At 33.2% G+C, this 20,530-nt stretch carries 20 protein-coding genes and 1 pseudogene; 13 read left to right on the forward strand and 8 right to left on the reverse strand.

From position 1 onward, the window contains the following. Positions 1-87: 87 nt before the first annotated feature. On the forward strand, positions 88-2,226 hold the full coding sequence (locus BLT80_RS17035) for a TonB-dependent receptor plug domain-containing protein (protein WP_092470209.1): 2,139 nt from the start codon (positions 88-90) through the stop codon (positions 2,224-2,226). 12 nt (positions 2,227-2,238) lie between these two features. Then, positions 2,239-3,336, forward strand: coding sequence for an HmuY family protein (locus tag BLT80_RS17040; RefSeq protein WP_092470211.1), 1,098 nt, complete (start codon positions 2,239-2,241; stop codon positions 3,334-3,336). A 53-nt stretch (positions 3,337-3,389) separates the two neighbouring features. Here the strand turns inward: BLT80_RS17040 and BLT80_RS17045 are convergent, their stop codons facing one another. The 3 genes from BLT80_RS17045 to BLT80_RS17055 form a co-directional block, all read right to left on the reverse strand. Further along, positions 3,390-4,253, reverse strand: a complete 864-nt coding sequence (locus tag BLT80_RS17045) for a hydroxymethylglutaryl-CoA lyase (protein ID WP_092470213.1) — start codon at positions 4,251-4,253, stop codon at positions 3,390-3,392. Positions 4,254-4,397: 144 nt separating this feature from the next. Continuing rightward, entirely contained in the window at positions 4,398-5,015 is a 618-nt protein-coding gene (locus BLT80_RS17050; RefSeq protein ID WP_092470215.1) for a LysE family translocator, read from the reverse strand. 2 nt (positions 5,016-5,017) lie between these two features. Further along, positions 5,018-6,052: a quinone-dependent dihydroorotate dehydrogenase gene (locus BLT80_RS17055; protein ID WP_092470217.1), complete on the reverse strand. Its 1,035-nt coding sequence runs from the start codon at positions 6,050-6,052 to the stop codon at positions 5,018-5,020. A 148-nt stretch (positions 6,053-6,200) separates the two neighbouring features. Here BLT80_RS17055 and BLT80_RS17060 point away from each other — a divergent pair, with 148 nt between their 5' ends. The 5 genes from BLT80_RS17060 to BLT80_RS17080 all read left to right on the forward strand — a co-directional run bounded on the left by BLT80_RS17060 (position 6,201) and on the right by BLT80_RS17080 (position 10,175). Next, the gene (locus BLT80_RS17060) at positions 6,201-7,031 is read left to right on the forward strand and encodes a universal stress protein (RefSeq protein ID WP_092470219.1); all 831 of its coding nucleotides are present in this window, start codon (positions 6,201-6,203) and stop codon (positions 7,029-7,031) included. Positions 7,032-7,051: 20 nt separating this feature from the next. Further along, positions 7,052-8,281: a peptidase T gene (gene pepT, locus BLT80_RS17065; protein ID WP_092470221.1), complete on the forward strand. Its 1,230-nt coding sequence runs from the start codon at positions 7,052-7,054 to the stop codon at positions 8,279-8,281. A gap of 133 nt (positions 8,282-8,414) precedes the next feature. Then, positions 8,415-8,780: a DUF2200 domain-containing protein gene (locus BLT80_RS17070; protein WP_092470223.1), complete on the forward strand. Its 366-nt coding sequence runs from the start codon at positions 8,415-8,417 to the stop codon at positions 8,778-8,780. Positions 8,781-8,839: 59 nt separating this feature from the next. Then, complete coding sequence (locus BLT80_RS17075) at positions 8,840-9,334, forward strand: SMI1/KNR4 family protein (RefSeq protein ID WP_092470225.1); 495 nt, start codon at positions 8,840-8,842, stop codon at positions 9,332-9,334. 241 nt (positions 9,335-9,575) lie between these two features. Next, on the forward strand, positions 9,576-10,175 hold the full coding sequence (locus tag BLT80_RS17080) for a YdeI/OmpD-associated family protein (RefSeq protein WP_092470227.1): 600 nt from the start codon (positions 9,576-9,578) through the stop codon (positions 10,173-10,175). Positions 10,176-10,330: 155 nt separating this feature from the next. Here BLT80_RS17080 and yajC read toward each other — a convergent pair whose 3' ends face one another. The 4 genes from yajC to BLT80_RS17100 all read right to left on the reverse strand — a co-directional run bounded on the left by yajC (position 10,331) and on the right by BLT80_RS17100 (position 13,614). Further along, on the reverse strand, positions 10,331-10,621 hold the full coding sequence (gene yajC, locus BLT80_RS17085) for a preprotein translocase subunit YajC (RefSeq protein ID WP_092470229.1): 291 nt from the start codon (positions 10,619-10,621) through the stop codon (positions 10,331-10,333). Between the two features lie 23 nt (positions 10,622-10,644). After that, positions 10,645-11,223 carry a DUF1573 domain-containing protein gene (locus BLT80_RS17090; RefSeq protein WP_092470230.1) on the reverse strand — a complete coding sequence of 193 codons (579 nt, stop codon included), beginning with the start codon at positions 11,221-11,223 and terminating at the stop codon, positions 10,645-10,647. A gap of 234 nt (positions 11,224-11,457) precedes the next feature. Further along, the gene (gene nusB, locus BLT80_RS17095) at positions 11,458-12,402 is read right to left on the reverse strand and encodes a transcription antitermination factor NusB (protein WP_245710287.1); all 945 of its coding nucleotides are present in this window, start codon (positions 12,400-12,402) and stop codon (positions 11,458-11,460) included. Positions 12,403-12,510: 108 nt separating this feature from the next. Continuing rightward, positions 12,511-13,614, reverse strand: a complete 1,104-nt coding sequence (locus BLT80_RS17100) for a Glu/Leu/Phe/Val family dehydrogenase (protein WP_092470232.1) — start codon at positions 13,612-13,614, stop codon at positions 12,511-12,513. Positions 13,615-13,746: 132 nt separating this feature from the next. On the opposite strand from BLT80_RS17100, the gene BLT80_RS17105 reads away from it, so the two are divergent. The 3 genes from BLT80_RS17105 (at position 13,747) to BLT80_RS17115 (ending at position 18,552) form a co-directional block, all read left to right on the forward strand. Further along, positions 13,747-15,501 (forward strand): ABC transporter ATP-binding protein, encoded by a 1,755-nt coding sequence (locus BLT80_RS17105; RefSeq protein ID WP_092470233.1) that lies wholly within the window; start codon positions 13,747-13,749, stop codon positions 15,499-15,501. A 66-nt stretch (positions 15,502-15,567) separates the two neighbouring features. After that, the gene (locus tag BLT80_RS17110) at positions 15,568-15,957 is read left to right on the forward strand and encodes a PUR family DNA/RNA-binding protein (protein WP_092470235.1); all 390 of its coding nucleotides are present in this window, start codon (positions 15,568-15,570) and stop codon (positions 15,955-15,957) included. Positions 15,958-16,044: 87 nt separating this feature from the next. Then, complete coding sequence (locus BLT80_RS17115) at positions 16,045-18,552, forward strand: M14 metallopeptidase family protein (RefSeq protein WP_092470237.1); 2,508 nt, start codon at positions 16,045-16,047, stop codon at positions 18,550-18,552. Between the two features lie 232 nt (positions 18,553-18,784). Here the strand turns inward: BLT80_RS17115 and BLT80_RS17120 are convergent, their stop codons facing one another. Continuing rightward, entirely contained in the window at positions 18,785-19,120 is a 336-nt protein-coding gene (locus tag BLT80_RS17120; protein ID WP_092470239.1) for a tRNA-binding protein, read from the reverse strand. 35 nt (positions 19,121-19,155) lie between these two features. Between BLT80_RS17120 and BLT80_RS17125 the strand changes: the two genes are divergently transcribed. From BLT80_RS17125 to BLT80_RS17135, 3 genes and pseudogenes are all read left to right on the forward strand, one after another. Next, the gene (locus BLT80_RS17125) at positions 19,156-19,710 is read left to right on the forward strand and encodes a thioredoxin family protein (protein ID WP_092470241.1); all 555 of its coding nucleotides are present in this window, start codon (positions 19,156-19,158) and stop codon (positions 19,708-19,710) included. A 68-nt stretch (positions 19,711-19,778) separates the two neighbouring features. Then, on the forward strand, positions 19,779-20,150 hold the full coding sequence (locus tag BLT80_RS17130) for a transposase (RefSeq protein ID WP_092470243.1): 372 nt from the start codon (positions 19,779-19,781) through the stop codon (positions 20,148-20,150). 104 nt (positions 20,151-20,254) lie between these two features. After that, a pseudogene (locus BLT80_RS17135) lies at positions 20,255-20,530 on the forward strand (hypothetical protein); the annotation flags it as partial.

Here is a 20,530-nt window from a genome sequence, read left to right on the forward strand (position 1 = left end):
GATGTGTTTTAAAATTATTCAAAAAAAACTATTCTTATTTAGAATGAATTAAAATAAGATTATATATTTGCGACAAATTTATCAAGAATGAGTCTAAATAAAAATAAAATCTCAATTTATTTTTCAATTATTTTCTTTTCATGGTCTTTTGCTCAGAAAAGTGAAACACCAACGGACAGTATTAAAGTTAAACCTTTAGATGAAGTCGTTGTTACTGGCCAGTATAATCCAACCTCTATTAAAAAGTCCGTACATAATGTCATTGTTATTAATAGAACTCAGATTGAGCAAGTTGCGGCAAACAATTTGGCCGATTTATTAAATTTCAACCTTAACCTTACTATTATTCCTAATGCCCAAACAGGACGCTCTACGATTTCGTTCTTTGGATTAGACTCTCAATATTTCAATATTTTGGTGGATAACATCCCCATGGTTAGTGATAATGGTTTAGGGAATGACATTGATTTAACACAAATTAATCTCGATGCTATTGAACGTATTGAAATCGTTGAAGGTGCCATGGGAGTAGAATTTGGTGCGAATGCTGTTTCTGGAGTGATTAATATTATTACTAAAAAGTCTATTGCTAACACATGGAACATTCGAGCCTATTTACAAGAAGAAACCGTAAGTGATGAGTATGCTTTGTTTGATGAAGGTAGACATATCCAATCCTTTAGTGTAGCTCATAATATTAATGAGAAATGGATGGCTAAAATTGGAGTTAACCGAAATGATTTCGCTGGATTTTTCAACCAACGCCAAGGACAAGATTATTACCAAAATGACGGTCTTAGAGGTTATGAATGGTTGCCAAAACAGCAATTAAACACCAATGCTTTGATTAATTATAAAGGCAATAATTTTAGAGTACTATACAAGTTTGAATACTTTAACGAGCAAATTAATTACTATGATGCCGCTGTAAGAGCAAATATTGATACTCAAAATCAAACGAGTAATCCATCTGCTACAGATCGCATATTTACCACCAACCGATTTGTCAACAATCTTAATATTGATGGTAACTTAAATTCTGGAGCTAACTATAACGTAGCACTCTCCTACCAACAACAAGAACGCGACTTAAACGAATTTAACTATTTCATTTTAAGTAAAGAACGCAGTAATGAAACGGATGAAACCTACCAATCTAGTAAAGTCTTCTTTTCTAAAGGAACTATAGACAACTTAGTGAAAAGTGATTTTTATAATTTCCAACTCGGTTATGAAGCGCGCTATATTGAAGGCTTTGACACACAAGCTTCAGGTGATGTTACTCAACGAGATAAAACCAATAAGCAGACTAACTCGGCCATTTTTGGGTCTTCCGAATTAAACTTATCCAATGCATTCTCTTTACGTCCTGGTGTACGCTATGAATATAATTCACTTTTTAAATCAAAATTAATGGGCTCTTTAAGTGCGCGTTATTTAATGGATCATGGTTTTGAACTTAGAGCAAATGTCGGTACCTCTTATAGAACACCTAATTTTGAAGAGTTATACTACTATTTTGTAGATTCTAATCATGATGTTCAGGGTAATGAAAACTTAAATCCAGAGAATGGATTTTCAGCCTTTGTGAATCTAAAAAAGAGAAGTTGGTTTAATGACCTGTCTTTAGTCAACAACTTAAAGTTAAGCTATGTCGATGTTTCAGATAGAATTGATTTGGCTGTCGTTAATACCAGTCCTTTGCGATATCAATTTATAAACATTGATAAATTTAAACTGTGGAGTCTTTCATTAGAAAATTCATTAAAATTAGATAAGTTATCATTCAACTTAGGAGCAACGTTTCAAGGTATTTCTAGAATCAATAGTAATGAAGTTAATGGCACTGATGATTTTCTGTACAATTTTCAAGTCAATACAAGTGCATCCTATTTTGTGGAACCTTGGGATACCTCATTCACCTTATTATTAAAATACAACGGAGAGCAAGAACAATACTTAGCGTCTGGATCTGATACGGATGGTAATTCAACATTCTCAAAAGCAACAACGGATGCTTACAGTTGGTTAGACGCCTCTGTAAAAAAATCATTTTTAGACAATAAAATTAAAGTTACGCTTGGTGCACGAAACCTATTAGATGTCACCAATGTAAACGTTAACAATGCTGCCACTGGTGGTACACACTCTACTAACAGTAATGCTTTATTGTTAGGCTATGGAAGATCTTTTTATTTAAAACTATTATATAACCTAAATTTTTAAACACTAAATATTATGACAAATAAATTTTTAAAAACGGCTTTATGCCTATGTATTATTGCATTTTCTAGCTGTAGTAGCGACGACGACGTTTCTGGCCCGCTTACTATTGTGATTGAAGGTGCTTCTATCGCTCCAGAAGTTGGAGGCCCTAATCAACAAAACCAAGTTTATATTGATTTAAGTACAAACACAACGACATCAGCGCAACGTGATTCTTGGGACCTAGGATTTTACTCTGGTTCAGATTTCAGGGTTGCTATTAATGGTTCTATAGAAATGGCTGCAGCAGAATTATCATTTGATGACATTGATGCCGTAAATTCAACAACTCAAGAAGTAATAGATTTACAACCTCTAGCTAAAGTTGGTATTTTTGATACTGCAAATTTAGCTTTTGTTGATGCTTTTGACGGAAATATATATGGTACTGCTATCAGTGAAATATCTGCTACAGACTCTGAAAACAAAGTATATTTGATTAATCTAGGTAGTGAAGTAGGCACAGAAACACCTGCAACTGGTTCTGTTGATTTAAAAGATGAAGAAAGAGGTTGGAAAAAAATCCGAGTATTAAGAAACGGGAATGACTACACCATTCAATATGCCGACTTAGACGCCACTACACATGAAGAAATTACAATCTCTAAAGACAGCAATTATAACTTTACATTCTTTAGCTTTACTACAGAAAGTATTGTTAACGTTGAACCAACATCTTCAAGTTGGGATTTAAACTTTACAACCTTTACGGATGAAGTTTTCGCCGGAACTGATAGTTACGGTGCTTATTTCTATGGAGATTTTGTAGCTTCAAATAACCTAGCTAACGTAGATGTTTATAGGATAGATACTGAAGAAAATACGGAACTATCTTATGACAATTTCACGATAAATGATGTCGCTGCATCTAATTTTTCCAATGATCAAAGAATTATCGGAAGCAGCTGGAGAAATGGTGGAGGACCAGGTTCATTACCTTCTCTTAAAGATAACGTCTTTTATATAATTAATGATACAGATGGTAATCTTTATAAATTGAGATTCTTAGCCTTAACTAATGCAGAAGGAGAACGTGGTCATCCTGAATTTGTATATAGTTTATTACAGTAAACTTTTAAAATAGATATTAAAAAAGCCTTCATTTAAAATGGAGGCTTTTTTTATTAATGATACACACTAAAAATCTTAGTCGCTTCATTATAAGAGCTTTCAAAACACATAGCATTAAGATTATGCGCTTTTTTCTGCGTAAAGTAAGACAACATTTTTTCGGTTGGCATATTGCCTGTTAACTCATCTTTTGCCATTGGGCAACCACCAAAACCCTGTATAGCTCCATCAAAACGACGACAACCTGCTTTGTAAGCTGCATCAATTTTTTCGAACCATGTGCTTGGTGTGGTATGCAAATGTGCACCAAATTGAATATCTGGATACTCAGGAATTAAATTTGAAAACAAATAGTCAATATTCTCAGGATTAGAGCTCCCAATGGTATCACTCAAAGATAAAATACGAACTCCCAGTTTTGCTAAACGTTCGGTCCACTCTCCTACTATATCTACATTCCAAGGATCACCATACGGATTTCCAAAACCCATAGAAATATAAACCACCACTTCTTTATTACTCTTATCTGCTATTTCTAAAATTTCAGAAAGCGTAACAACCGATTGTGCTATGGTTTTGTGCGTATTACGCATTTGAAAGTTTTCAGATATCGAAAATGGAAAGCCTAAATAATCTATTTCCTTATGCACTGAAGCGTCATTTGCACCACGAGTATTCGCAATAATGGCGAGTAGTTTACTCTCTGTTTTACTCAAATCTAATTGTGCTAAAACTTCGGCTGTATCTACTAATTGCGGAATTGCTTTTGGAGATACAAAACTTCCGAAATCAATAGTATCAAAACCAACACGAAGTAACGATTGAATGTATTGTACTTTCTTTTCTGTAGGTATAAAAGCCTTAATGCCTTGCATGGCATCTCTTGGACATTCTATTATTTTAACCGCTTTATTCATTAGTTCAAATATACATTAATTGAAATTGAAATTGAACTCGAAATAGAATTTGAAGGCGATAATAATTAGCATAAATGATTCTTCTAAATTAGAGATTCCGATAACTATCTGAATGTGTTAACATAAGTCATATAGAATATCTTTCTAAATGAGAATAAAAACCGCAATCCCCACAAATACCACAATCTGAAGCCATTTCAAAACGAAACCTGAATTTTTATGCTTTAAGGTGTAGGTTTTAATTTGTCCTGCAAGCAACGCTATAATAGAAAAAATAATAAAAGACACCAGCATAAAAAGTCCACCTAAAATATAAAACTGCCAAACGGTACTCATCGTTTCACTAAATAAAAACCCTGGAAAAAACGCTAAAAAGAAAATGGTCACTTTTGGATTGAGAACATTCATAAAAAAACCTTGAACAAATAACTGTTTTAGACTTTTCTTAGGCACATGTTCGGAATTGAGATTAAGACTTGCATCAGATTTAAAGACTTTGTAGGCTAGGTATAACAGATAAATGGCTCCTAAAAGTTTAATACCAAAGAATAGGTTTTCATTTGCTGCTATGATAGCAGAAACACCAAAGGCTAATAAAGTCGTATGAATTATACAACCTGTAATTAAACCGCAAACGGTTGCCATCCCATAAGATTTACCATGACTAATACTTTGTACTAAGACATAAATATTATCTGGTCCAGGAGCAAATGCCAAAGCAATTGTGGCTCCTATAAATGCGGTAAGAATTTCGAAATTCAAAATTATTGATTATTCAATATCAATTTATTAATGCGTTTGATTAAACTCGGCCCTTCATAAATAAAACCGGTATACACCTGAACCAAATCGGCACCAGCTGCTATTTTTTCTAAAGCATCTTCTGCAGAATGAATACCTCCTACTCCAATAATAGGAAAGGATTTTTTGCTTTTATCCGCTAAGTACTGAATGACTTTAGTCGATTTATCTTTAATTGGTTGTCCGCTTAAACCACCATTACCAATCTCGTTAAGTCGTGCATCACTCGCTTTTAATCCTGTTCTGTCAATAGAGGTATTACTTGCAATAACACCATCGAGATTTGTTTCTGCAATTAATTCTACAATTTCATCTAATTGCACATCGTTTAAATCTGGTGCAATTTTAAGTAGAATGGGTTTCTGCTTACTAAATGTAGCATTAGCTTCTTGTACCGTAGAAATCAGCTCTAACAAATAATCTTTATCATTTAATTTAGCGTGGCTTCCTACATTTGGACAACTGACGTTAAGTACAAAATAATCTACATAAGGATGTAAGGCATTAAAACACTCTAGATAATCTTTAGTATAATTTTCAGGAAGTGTTTGCGTATTTTTTCCAATATTTCCACCAATAATAAGTTGCCCTTTATTGTTCTTTAGTTGTGAAATTGCAGCTTGTAAACCTTCATTATTAAAACCCATGCGGTTAATAATCCCTTTATCATCTTTTAGTCTGAATAAGCGTTTTTTAGGATTTCCTTCTTGAGCTTTTGGTGTTACTGTTCCTATTTCAATAAAACCAAATCCGAAATTGGCCAATTCATTATATAAAACCGCATTTTTATCAAAACCTGCTGCTAAACCTACTGGGTTTTTAAATTTTAACCCAAACAATTCACGTTCTAATTGTTTGTCTTCAATAACATAAAGAGATTTAAAAACACTTTTTACTCCTGGTATTTTAGATAAATTCCGAATTAACGAAAAGGTGAAATAATGTACTTTTTCTGGATCAAAAAGGAATAAAATGGGTCTGATTAAAGCTTTGTACATGAGAAGAATTTTACATCACAAAAATAAGCAACTCCACTTTAAAATAAACCATGGTTTAAGCTATTAATTTTAATAGAAACTGTTATATATCATTATTTATGCTTAAGTTTTTTACTAACTTTGGAATCCAAACCAAAACCTAAATATCATGAAAAAAATTATAGTTCCTGTAGATTTTTCTAAACATTCAGAATATGCTTTAGAAACCGCTGCTTCATTAGCAAAACAACATAACTCAGAGTTAATTGTAATGCATATGCTAGAAATGTCTGAATCTATTTTCTCTGCTTCAAGCACTGAAAGAGGTCAAGAAAATGCATTTATGCTAATGGTAGCGAACAAAAAGTTTGAAACATTTTTAGATCAACCCTATCTTGAAGGTCTTGAAGTAACTCCAATGGTTAAATACCATAAAGTTCTAAAAGAAGTTGCAGCAGTTGCAAATGATGTTAGAGCAGACTTAATTGTTATGGGGTCTAGAGGTCATAGTGATCACGATGGAATTTTTACTGGTTCTAACACTGAGAAAGTAGTACGCTATAGCAACACACCAGTTTTAGTTGTGAAATCAGAACTAAAGTCTACTAATTTTGAACAGATTGTATTAGCTACAGATTTTTCAGAAGACAGTGCTCCTGCTATTAAAAAGGCATTAGAGTTACTATTGAAATTAAGTAAAAAGACAACTTTATTGCATATTAATTCTCCAAATCTAAGCTTTTTAAGTACTGATGAAATTGACGAAAAAATTGAAACCTTCTTAAAGCTTGCAAAATTAAAAGAAACTGATGTTTCTATTGCTCGTATTTCAGATCATAATATCGAAGATGGAGTATCAAGTTTTGCAAAAAGACAACAGGCAGATGCGATAGCTATGATTACTCACGGAAGAAAAGGACTCAGTCATTTCTTTGGTGGTAGTATTTCTGAAGATGTCGTTAACCATTCTAAACTTCCAGTTATTACCTTTAAACTTTAATTTTCAAAACAAATAATTTTATGCAGCATATAATAGAGCGTTTTATTAGTTACGTTACAATAGATACAGAATCAGACCCAGAGTCAGAAACGACACCAAGCACTAAAAAGCAATGGGATTTGGCTAATAAATTAGTTGAAGAACTAAAAGCGATAGGGCTAAGTGATGTGACTATAGATGAGAATGCGTATATCATGGCAACCTTACCTAGTAATGTTTCTCACCATGTCCCTGTTATCGGATTTGTATCTCATTTTGATACCTCTCCTGATTTTACAGGTGCTAATGTAAAACCTCAAATTGTCAGTGAATATGACGGAAAAGATATCGTTTTAAATGCTGAAGAGAATATTATTCTGTCCCCAGATTATTTCGACGACTTATTACTTTATAAAGGTCAGACTTTAATCACAACAGATGGTACCACCCTTTTAGGAGCCGATGATAAAGCTGGTATTACTGAGATTGTAACAGCTATGGAATACCTTATTAATCATCCTGAAATTAAACATGGCACCATAAGAATTGGGTTTACCCCAGATGAAGAAATTGGTAGAGGAGCTCATAAATTTGATGTTGAAAAATTTGGTGCAGATTGGGCTTATACCATGGATGGTAGCCAAGTTGGAGAATTAGAATATGAAAATTTTAATGCTGCTGGAGCTAAGATTAAAGTAAAAGGTAAAATTGTACATCCTGGTTATGCGAAAGGAAAAATGATCAATTCTATGTATTACGCTTCAGAGTTTATTACTATTTTACCACGATTAGAAACACCTGAATGTACCGAAGGTTACGAAGGATTTTTCCATTTGCATAATATTGAAGGAGATGTTGAAGAAACGACACTTCAATATATTATTAGAGATCATGACAAGGATAAGTTTGAAGCTCGAAAAGCGCTATTGGAAAAGATTGTTTTCGATTTAAATACAAAATACGAAAGTGAAGTTTTTAAGATTGAAATAAAAGATCAGTACTTCAACATGAAAGAGAAAGTGGAACCTGTAATGCATATTGTAGATATTGCAGAAGAAGCGATGAAAGCTGTTGGAGTGACTCCATTAATTAAAGCGATACGTGGAGGAACTGATGGTTCTCAACTCTCTTATATGGGATTACCTTGCCCTAATATTTTTGCAGGTGGCCATAATTTTCATGGGCGTTACGAATATGTACCTGTAGAAAGTATGCAAAAAGCTGTTGAGGTTATTTGTAAAATTGCTGAGTTAACGGCGATAGAAAAATAGTTTCAGTCCTTTTTAAAGACTTATAATAATTTCAATAAGCAGTAAACTATAGCATTTAGTTTACTGCTTATTTTTTTTATGCTTAAATTTAAGAACCAAAATTCTTTAGTTTTTCAATTACAATACATTCATTATGACTACAACACCAAAACACGACGAGCGCATTGCTGTAATGACATTTGCATCGGTTTATCCGCATTATATTACAAAAGTTGAGAAGAAGGGCAGAACAAAAGAAGAATTACATCAAGTGATTACATGGTTAACCGGTTTTAATGACACAACATTACAAACGCTCATTAATAATAGAGTCACGTTTAAATCCTTCTTTGAGAAAGCTAAGCTAAACCCAGATGCACATCTCATAAAGGGTGTTATCTGTGGATACCGAATTGAAGAAATAGAAACTCAACTAACTAAAGAAGTGCGCTATTTAGATAAATTGGTTGATGAATTAGCAAAAGGACGAAAAATGGAAAAAATTTTACGTAGCGCATAATTCACATCACAACCTTGTAAATAATTAGCATAGTATATAATACGAAGCATCATCGAAACATGAATAATATAGCAATTCTTAAAAAACTAAAATCATCAGCCTTTACCGACGAAGATGGTGAAACTTATACTTTAGATTTTAAAGATGGTTTAACAGCTTCAGAAATTGAAAACCTAAAACTATTATTTCCTAATCATACCATTGATAATGAACTCATAGACATTTTAAAAGAGACGCGTGGTTGGGAAGATTATGGTTTGGATGACATTGATTTTTCTTCAATAGGACAATTTGGTTTCACTGAATTATGCCCAAATTCTGTCACTCTAGGACACGATGGATTTGGAAATCATTGGGTTTTGGATATATTAAATGATGGCTCATTAGGTTATGTATACTACGCTTGCCACGATCCGGCAGTGTTTATACGCTACGCTGATAATCTAAATGATTTTTTAAGCAGCTTATTAGAATTTCATGAATCACCTACAGAAAATTACCTCAATGACATCCATGATAAAGTAGTCTATGATATTTGGAAAAACAACAGTTAATTTTTAGATAAAATCGATTTTGAAAAGGCTGATATAGCCTTCGCCCCTTTCTTAAACCAATTGGAAGGTAATGATTGGGTTATAGTAGATTTAAGACATGCTAAAAATAAAGAAGGATTTGCATGGGGGAAATTTGGGCCAAATAGTGAGATAAAACGTCATTCAAGGGAATTAATTTAGGGTATTAAAAAAAGTAAAAAAGGATTCCTTAAACGCCTTTTCGGTAGCTAAACCAATTCCAATGCAAAAAGTAACCTCAGTAGAAGAATACATTGAAGTCAATAGTCACTTCTCAGATGCACTTAGCATTTTACGACGTATCATCAACACCACCGAATTAGAAGAAACTATAAAATGGAGCATGCCAACCTACTGCTTAAACGGTAAAAATGTTTTAGGTATTGGTGCGTTTAAGAATCATTTTTGCATCTGGTTTCATCACGGTATCTTTTTAAAGGATACACAACAATTGCTTTATAATGCTCAAGAAGAAAAAACGAAAGCCATGCGACAAATGCGTTTTGAAACTGTAGCAGATATTAATGAAGCTGCTGTTTTAGCTTACGTAAAGGAAGCTATAGAAAATCAACACTTAGGGCGCGCAATAAAACTACAGCGTAACATTAAAACCATTGTTATTCCCAATGAATTAAAAGACCTTTTAAAGATTAATAGTGAACTAAAAACGTGTTTTAAATCACTATCTCTATCTAAACAACGCGAGTATTGTGAGTATATTTCTGAGGCAAAACGAGCGACTACCAAACAAACACGCTTAGATAAAATTACACCAATGATTAGGAAAGGTATTGGTTTGCATGATAAGTATAGGAAGTTATAGTTGTAAGTTGTCGGTTGTTGGTTGTTGGTTGTTGGTTGTTGGTTGTTGGTTGTTGGTAACAAAACAACTATGTTTCGAAAAATATACTATTTACAATAAAAAAAAGACTGTTCAAATTAATGAACAGTCTTTAATAATTTATAATAAAACGCAGTCTATTTTACAACAGCTGGGGCATTTAATTTATTACTCATTTCCATAGAAATTGCAGAACGGTCAAATTTAATTTTCCCTGCTAATGTTTCGATAACACAACTGTTATCTTTATCATTTAATTCTACAACTTTTCCGTGCATACCGCTTTTAGTAATAACACGAGTGCCTCGTGTTAACTCGCTTGCAAACTTTTTTTCTTGTTTAGAGCGTTTCATTTGTGGTGCAATCATAAAGAAATACATCACTGCAAAAATGGCGATAAACGGTAAAAATGATCCTAATGCTTCCATTTAGTAAATATCAGTAATAATTATTAATCGTGGTTATGTCCTTCGTGACCTGGTTGCGTAGAATACTTTCTTGGCGTAGCAGCAGCTCCATTATCTGTAGCTAAAGGATTAATGTTAGCCGTTCCTGCTGGTTTTGCAGCTTGTGTAGCAGGTGCATTTGGATCTTTCTCAATAAAAGCCGTAATCTTTACTGGTAATTGTCCTTTTTCAGTATTAGTAACCATAGTTAAAGACTTAGTTGTCTTACCATTACCTTTACCATTAAACCTCACTGTAAACTCACCTGTTTCACCTGGCTGAACTTCTTTTGTATAGTTTGTAGGAACTGTACACCCACAAGTACTTTTAATATCGCTTACCACTAACATAGAGTTTCCTGTATTTGTATATTTAAATACTGTTTCTACAGGTGTTCCATCGGCAATTGTACCAAAATCATGTTCTGTTTTGTCTAATGTTAAAACTGCAAAATCACCAGCGTTAGCATCTCTATCAGCTGCTGCTGCAATATTTTCAGATTTAATTTTACTAGCAGCATCCTCTTTACAAGATGTAAAAGCTACCAAGCATAATGCACTAAGTCCTAAAATTACTTTTTTCATTATTTTATTTTTTTGTTAAAATTTATAATCGATTGGCGAAGTTAATAATTATTTCAACGAATTAAAATTTTTACGTACTTCTTAACAAATTTTTGTAAGAAACAGCTTTCAAAATGATTATGAATCAAGCAATTAACAATCTTAAATGAAAGAATTTTAACATATATCATGCTAATTCCTCTATAAGCATTGCACCTAATTGAAAGTCTATATTAAAAACATCAAAGACAAAAACTACATTAAACCTCTACCTGTTTTTAGGTGAATTTTTTCAGATTGATACTCCTTTACGATCTTATCTAATATACCATTGATAAACAAACTACTTTTCGGTGTAGAGTATTCTTTGGCTATTTCAAGATATTCGTTAATCGTAACTTTATGAGGAATAGATGGAAATTTTTGAAATTCGCAAAGCGACATTTTTAACAATACCCCATCTAAACTCGCCAAACGTTCAGAATCCCAATTCGTCGTTTTTTTACTAATCTCTTCAGCAAATCTAGAACTATTCAAGAATGTCTTTTTAAACAACTCTATAGCAAATTCTTTATCGTCATCATCTTTATACAAATTTGGTAACAAAGCTGTTTCTGGAGACGTCAACTTTAACTTACGCAGTACTTTTAACATGGCAGTATTTACCACCGGTAAATCATCTACCCAAGTTAATTTTTTATCTTCAAAAAAATCGTAGAGCTTATCGTTAGGTGCTATAATTTCGGTAAACACATCGACTACGAAATTTTTATCTTTCTTAAAGCTGGTTTCAGCATCGTCCGTATAACTTTCATAGATATCGCTTTTTAAAATAGCTTTAAAAAGAATGTCTACATATTCGAAATCTAAATCCCAATAATTTAATTTTCGATTTCCAATCGCTTCTTGCAACATTGTATTACTACTAATAAGATGCAGAAGTTGATTTTCTTGAAACTTTAAACTCAGATTTTTATCCGCTTCTGATTTTACAAGTTTATTTTGTACTTTTTCGTTATGATCCTTGCTCTTTTTGTGTAGTTCAGTAAGCAACGCTAAAAGCGACAAGTATAAATCATACATGCTATCTAAACTGTGTAACAAAAACTTTTGTTCTTTTATTAAATCATCACTTTCGGTACCTTTAAAAGCATACATGGATTGCATGACTTTAATTCTGATGTGTCTTCGGTTTAGCATGTGTAAGAACTCACTTTTAGTATTTGATTATTAAAAAAGGTGAACCTATAAAAGATTCACCTTGCAAAAATACTATTATTTAATTTTTATAACAGAAAATAATTGAGACTATTTTAAGTTTTCTCGTTTACGTGTTTCAATACGCTCTCTAGCAATATTTAGAGCTGCATTGTGTGTTGTAAGATTATTTACTTTAGCATTATCTAAGATTTCGAGCGTTGTATTATAAATATTCTCGGTCTTACGCATTATCTCCTGTCTGTCGTAATTTTCCAATTCGGCATATACATTGATAATTCCACCTGCATTAATTAAAAAATCTGGTGCATAAACGATACCACGTTCTTGCAAAATTAAACCATGAGTTTTCTCTTCAGCTAACTGATTATTTGCAGCTCCAGCAATAATTTTTGCCTTCAACTTATATATAGTATCGTCATTTATGGTCGCTCCTAAAGCACAAGGTGCATAGATATCCATCTCTTCGCTGTAAATATCATTACCACCATAGATCGTAACACCGTATTTGGTGCGTACTTCTTCTAATCGTTCTTGACTGATATCTGCAATAGTCACATTAGCACCTTCGTTAACCAAATGCTCAACAAGCGCTTCACCTACATTACCAATACCTTGTACATAGACGTTTTTATCTTCTAAGACATCTGAACCAAATTTAAATTTAGCAGCCGCTTTCATTCCCATAAAAACACCATAAGCAGTGATTGGAGACGGATTACCCGCTCCACCTTTGCCTTCCGAAATTCCAGTTACATAAGGAGTTACTTCTCTCACTGTATCCATATCAGCTGTTGTCATACCAACATCTTCAGCTGTAATATAACGTCCGCTTAATGAATGTACAAACTCACCAAAGCGTCGCATTAACTCAGGAGTTTTTTGTGTTTTGGCATCACCAATAATAACGGCTTTACCTCCACCAAGATTTAAACCTGTAATCGCAGATTTAAATGTCATGCCACGCGATAAGCGCAATACATCATTAAGGGCTTCCCATTCGTTAGCGTAATTCCACATTCTTGTACCACCTAAAGCTGGTCCTAAAACTGTGTTATGAATACCAATTATAGCTTTTAAACCAGTATCTTTGTCGTTGCAAAAAACAATTTGCTCATGATCATCAAAAGAATGTTGTCCGAAAACCGGATCCATTTTTTTTAATTCTTTTGACGATATAATTTCTGAAGTCATGTTCATTAAATTTTAGGGCGTTTAAAGATATTCTAAAAACAGCATGCAAAAGTAAATTATAATTAAAGGATTAGCAAAATATTAACTATTAAATACGATTGTCATAATACTTTTGACCTACTAAATTAAAAAATGAAGGCACTAAAACATCTCAATAAATATTTTTATAAATACAGGTATCGCATTATAATTGGCATCTTTATCACCATAGTTTCTAAGATATTTGCACTGTTTACACCACGTTTAGTTGGCGCATCTATAAATATTGTTTCTGACCGATTAGAAGGAAAAATATCTGAAGAATTTTTTAAAAGTGAGTTAACGATAAACATTCTCTATCTCGTAGGAGCCGCTGTTGCCGCAGGAATCTTTACGTTTTTAATGCGCCAAACAATCATTAATGTATCGCGTTATGTAGAATTTGATCTCAAAAATGAAATCTATCATCATTACCAAATACTGTCTTTAAAGTTTTATAAAGCCAACAGAACCGGTGATTTAATGAACCGAATTAGCGAAGATGTCGGTAAAGTAAGGATGTACGTTGGCCCTGCTATAATGTACACTATTAATACCATTACGCTATTTGCTGTGGCTATAATATATATGATAGATAGATCTCCGTCATTAACATTATACACTTTATTACCATTACCATTTCTTTCGGTTGCTATTTATAAATTGAGTCGTTTAATTAATAAACGCAGTACTATAGTACAACAATCGCTTTCTACACTTTCTACCTATTCTCAAGAAACGTTTAGTGGTATATCTGTCATAAAATCTTATGGTATTGAACCAAGAACAAATGAAGCGTTCGAAAATCTTTCAGCAGAAAACCGCCAGAAACAAATTAACCTTACCAAAGTGCAAGCCTTATTTTTTCCGATGATGATTTTATTGATTGGAGTGAGTAATCTTATAGTAATTTATGTTGGAGGCATGCAATATATGAATGGGGAAATTGAGCAAATAGGAACCATTGCAGAGTTTATTATCTATGTCAATATGTTAACATGGCCTGTAGCAACTGTAGGTTGGGTAACGTCTTTAATTCAACAAGCTGAAGCATCACAAGAGCGTATTAACGAATTTTTAAAAACGGAACCAGATATTAAAAATACAGCAACTGAGCTCACACCGATAAAAGGAGATATCGAATTTAAAAATGTATCCTTCGTCTATCCTGACACTAATATTGAAGCTTTAAAAGATGTCAGTTTCACATTAAAATCTGGTGAAACTTTAGTTATTCTCGGAAAAACAGGCTCTGGAAAATCGACCATCTTAGATCTAATAGGCCGCTTATATGATATTGACAACGGGTCTATTTTAATAGATAATACGGTTATTTCGGAATTGAATCTTTTTAGCCTTAGAGAAAGTATTGGCTACGTCCCACAAGATGCCTTCTTGTTTTCAGATAGCATAAAGAACAATATAAAATTTGGAAAGGAAGATGCCACAGATGAAGAAGTCATCGAAGCAGCTCAAAATGCTAAAGTCCATAAAAACATCATCGGTTTTACTAAAGGCTATGATACGGTTTTAGGAGAACGTGGTATTACCTTATCTGGAGGTCAAAAACAACGGGTTTCTATTGCTAGAGCTATTATTAAAAAACCAGATATTTTGTTATTTGATGATTGTTTGTCTGCTGTAGATACTGAAACAGAAGAAAAAATACTCAAAAATCTCGTAAAATTGACCAAAGATAAAACGACGATTATTGTGAGTCATCGAGTGTCTTCGGCTAAAAATGCAGATCTCATAATTGTTTTAGAGGACGGAAAAGTAATTGAGTCTGGAAATCACGAAAGCCTTATAAATACGGATAGCTACTACAACGAATTATACAAGAAACAACTCTCCGAAAAAGAAATGTAATTATTTGTTGTTTAGGTTACTTTTTTTTTAGATTTTTGGATTGAAATTAAAAAAATAGATTGAGTTATGAGTGATTATGAAATGATGGATAAGGAAGAAATTTATTCCAAAGTATTACGTGCAGGAAGAAGAACCTATTTCTTTGATGTTAGAGCTACAAAAGCTGGTGATTATTATTTAACGGTTACGGAGAGTAAAAAATTCACCAATGATGATGGTTCTTTCCATTACAAAAAGCATAAAATTTATCTTTATAAAGAAGATTTTACAGAGTTTAAAGAGATTTTAATTGAAATGACCGATTATATTATTAATGAGAAAGGTCAAGAAGTTATTAGCGAACGTCACCAAAAAGACTTTAAACGCGAAGATGATTTTGTAACTCAAGAAGCAAAAACACCAGAAGATACTAAAACTACAGATAGCTTTACAGATATTAGTTTCGACGATATTTAAAAACTACTTCTGTTAAATTATAACAAACCTTGACAATTTATTGTCAGGGTTTTTCTATTTTTAGGGACTAACCAACCTAAAAATGCCATGCAACGCATCCTTCTACTCCTAATTCTTACAACCACTACACTTTTCTCGCAGTCACAAACAGAATTATCTTATTATTTACCGCAAGATGTGTCATTAAATCCAACCATACCAACACCACAGAGTGTTCTTGGTCATAACGTTGGCGAATGGCATGTGACACACGACAAATTAGTAGAATACATGAAGGCCTTAGCTAATGCTTCGGATAGAATTACATTAGAAGATAGAGGTAAAACTTTTGAAGATAGACCGCTTCTTCTACTAACCATAACGGCATCAGAAAATCATAAAAATCTAGATGCCATTCAATCAGCGCATATCAAAGCGACCGAATCCAATTCTGCAAATGCAGAAAACCGACCAATTGTAGTTTATCAAGGTTTTTCAATTCACGGTAATGAACCAAGTGGATCTAATGCCGCTTTATTAGTGGCGTATTATTTAGCAGCAGCTGAAGGTGCAGAAATTGAGGATTTATTAAAAAACACCGTGATTTTGTTTGATCCATCTTTGAATCCAGACGGCCTACAACGCTTTGCATATTGGGCAAATACCAATAAAAACATTAATCTAAATCCGGATCCAAACGATAGAGAATACAGTGAAGTTTGGCCCGGTGCTCGTACCAATCATTATTGGTTTGATATGAACAGAGATTGGTTACCTGTGCAGTTACCAGAATCTAGAGCACGTATAGAAACCTTTCATAATTGGATGCCAAATATTTTAACGGATCATCATGAAATGGGTACCAATGCAAGTTTCTTTTTTCAACCTGGAATTCCGTCACGTACACACCCATTAACTCCACAATTAAACCAAGATTTAACTAAAGGTATTGCGACGTATCATGCGAAGGCTTTAGATAAAATAGGCTCATTATATTATTCTGAAGAAAGTTTTGATGACTTCTACTACGGAAAAGGATCAACCTTTCCTGATATTAATGGAGGTATTGGTATTTTATTTGAACAAGCGAGTTCTCGTGGTCATATTCAAGAAAGTGAAAATGGTTTGTTAACCTTTCCATTTACAATTAAAAATCAATATACAGCCGCTTTTTCAACGCTTGAAGCGGCAAATAGCATGCGAAAAGACATTTTAGAGTATCAGCACAACTTCTATAAAAATGCGAGAGCTGAAGCTTCTAAAGAAGGGAAAAACGCGATTGTTTTCGGAGATGAAAAAGATGCTGCTAAAACTTACCATTTAGCTGAAATATTAAAACGTCATCGTATTACGTTTCACGACTTAAAATCTGATTTTTCGAAAGATGGCAAAAACTATAAAAAAGGCTACAGTTATGTAGTCCCAAAGAATCAAAAGAATACACGGTTGATAAATGCCATGTTTGAAAAACGAACCACATTTGAAGATAGCTTGTTTTATGATATTTCTGCGTGGACATTCCCTTTAGCGTTTAATTTAGATTATACAGAAACGACGACTGCCAATGCAGGAGATGAAGTCACAGATTTAAAACAACACAAAGGAGGCGTCAGTTCTAAAAGTGACTACGCTTATTTATTTGAATGGCACGAGTATTACTCTCCAAAATTATTGAATGCTATTTTAAAGAAAGGTGTAAGAGCCAAGGTTGCCATGAAACGTTTTAAAGCTAATGGTACATCTTACGACTATGGTACGATTATGATTCCTGTTAAAAATCAAGAGTTAAGCACCTCTGAGATGTATAGTTTTCTTAATGAGTTAGCACAACAAAGTCATATTACAATTACTGCAGTTTCAACAGGTTTAAACGACGGTATTGATTTGGGAAGTCGGAATTTTAGCCATCTAGAATTACCAAAAATCGCTCTTCTAGTTGGTGACGGCATGACCTCTTATGATGCTGGCGAAATATGGCATTTATTTGATACACGCTATGATATTATAGCCACCAAACTCGATACGAAAAGCATTAGTAGAGCAGATTTAAGCCGGTATAATACTATTATCATGGTGAATTCTAATTCTGGATTAAGCGAAAGCAGTACTAAGAAATTACAATCGTGGATTAGTAATGGTGGCACTTTGGTCGCTTATAAAAATGCTTTAAAATGGTTGAACTCTAAAAAATTAATGACCATTGATTTTAAGAAAAACAAGTTAACTGCAAAAAACATTACTTACGAAGAACGTAGCGATTTTAGAGGTGCACAAGTTATTGGAGGTGCTATTTTCGAAACCGAGTTAGATCGCTCCCACCCTATTAATTTTGGCTATAAAAATGATAAGTTGGCGGTGTTTAGAAATTCGACTTTATTTATAAATGAAGATAAGAATAGCTATAACAATCCTATTCAGTACACTAAAAACCCATTATTAAGTGGTTATATTTCGGAACAAAATTTAGACAGCATTAGTAAAACTGTGCCTTTTAAAATCGGAAAAATCGGTAGAGGAAAAATTATAGGCTTTACGGACAACACTAATTTTAGAGCGTTCTGGTATGGTACTAACAAGCTGTTAATGAATGCTATTTTCTTTAGAGAAGAGATGTAGTTGATTGTTGATTGTTGATTGTTGATTGTTGATTGTTGATTGTTGAAAATAATATTTTTATGAGATCTAATATGTTAATCTTGAAATGTTTTTATCATGCATTATATCAACTTTTTCGAAAGTATGAAAACACCTCAATGGACATATTAAATGTTAAACCTCAGAAACTTTGAAACTCTGAAACTTTGATACTTTGATACTTTGATACTTTGATACTTTGATACTAAAAACCTTAAGACACTTGCATTCCGTTTTTAACTTTAGTTTCCGGGTGTAATAAAAACACGTCATCTGCTTTTACGGCTCCAACCACTAAACATTCGCTCATAAAATTGGCAATTTGCTTTTTAGGAAAGTTAACCACGGCTACTATTTGTCTGCCTTGTAAATCTTCTTTTTGGTATTGGGTCGTAATTTGAGCAGAAGATTTTTTAACACCTAATGCTCCAAAATCTATTACCAATTGATACGCAGGGCGACGCGCATTCGGAAAATCATTTACCTCTATAATTGTCCCTATTCGTAAATCTACCTTTGTAAAGTCTTCAAATGTTATTATCTTTTCCATTTAGTAAAATTAACGAATAAAATAGACATTGTAAAATGGCCAGAACCGAATCTAATATGTTGCCTTTGGGTACCAAAGCACCAGATTTTAATCTTATAGATACCGTAGATAATACCAAAAAATCACTCAACGAATTAAAAGGAACCACGGGAACTTTAGTTATGTTTATTTGTAACCACTGCCCTTTCGTAATTCATGTCAGTTCAGAGCTATCGCAACTGGCTAAAAATTATGTTTCTAAAGGAGTTAATTGCATTGCAATTTCTAGTAATGATGCTAAGAATTACCCGCAAGATCGTCCCGAATTAATGACTAAGAATGCCATAGATAACGATTATATCTTTCCGTATTTGTACGATCAAACTCAAGAGGTTGCTAAAGCATATGATGCTGCCTGTACTCCAGATTTTTTCTTGTTTGATGGTGATTTAAAATTAGTTTACACAGGTCAATTAGATGATTCTAGACCAGGAAATGGCAAACCCGTAACAGGAAAAGATATAAGAGCAGCCATGAATGCATTAATTAACAAAGAAGCTGTAAATCCAAATCAAAAGCCTAGCATGGGTTGTAATATAAAGTGGATATAAAATTAATCTAGTTTTAGGATGATTAGTAGTGACCCGTCCTGAATAAAGGCTACATAATTTTAAACATTATGTACAAAAATGACAAAGTAATTAGACGGTATTCAGAACCTTTTAAACTGAAAATTTTAGCCGAACTTACAACCGGAAAACACACAAAGAGTGAACTATGTAAACTCTACTCTATTGCGCCTACAACCGTTAATGAGTGGATTAAAAAGTACAATCGTAAAGACTTAATGAACACCAGAGTAAAAGTGGAAACTAAAGACGAAATTTCAAGAATCAAAGCTCTTCAAAAGGAAATTGAACAGCTCAAAAAACTACTGTATAAAAAGGATCTAGATGCTTTGGTATTAGATTCATATCTGGAAGTAGCTGCCGAAGATCTTGGCTATAAATCTGTAGCTGAATTAAAAAAAAAGTTAAGCATAAAGCCTTAGTAAAAGCTGAACAGAAATCTAAGGGATTTGCTTCTTTAACTACCATAACCCATTGTTTTGGGCTTAAACGTGATGCGTATTATAAATACAAATCTAGAGCTGATATGCGTTTAGAAATAGAACAACAGATTATTGAAATTGTTAGAGAAAGACGCAAATCCCTTCCTAGAGAAGGCGTTAGAAAACTTTTAAAATCATTAGATGCAGATTTTACTGAAGCCAATATTAAGGTTGGTAGAGATACTTTATTTAATGTTCTTAGAAAGCACCAAATGCTAACACTTAGAAAGAGAACTAGTGCCAGAACGACTAACTCGTATCATCGTTTTTATAAATACAATAACATTATAAAAGATGTAGAAGTCACAAGGTCTAACCAA

Source organism: Winogradskyella thalassocola (genome assembly GCF_900099995.1).
Taxonomy (GTDB): domain Bacteria; phylum Bacteroidota; class Bacteroidia; order Flavobacteriales; family Flavobacteriaceae; genus Winogradskyella; species Winogradskyella thalassocola.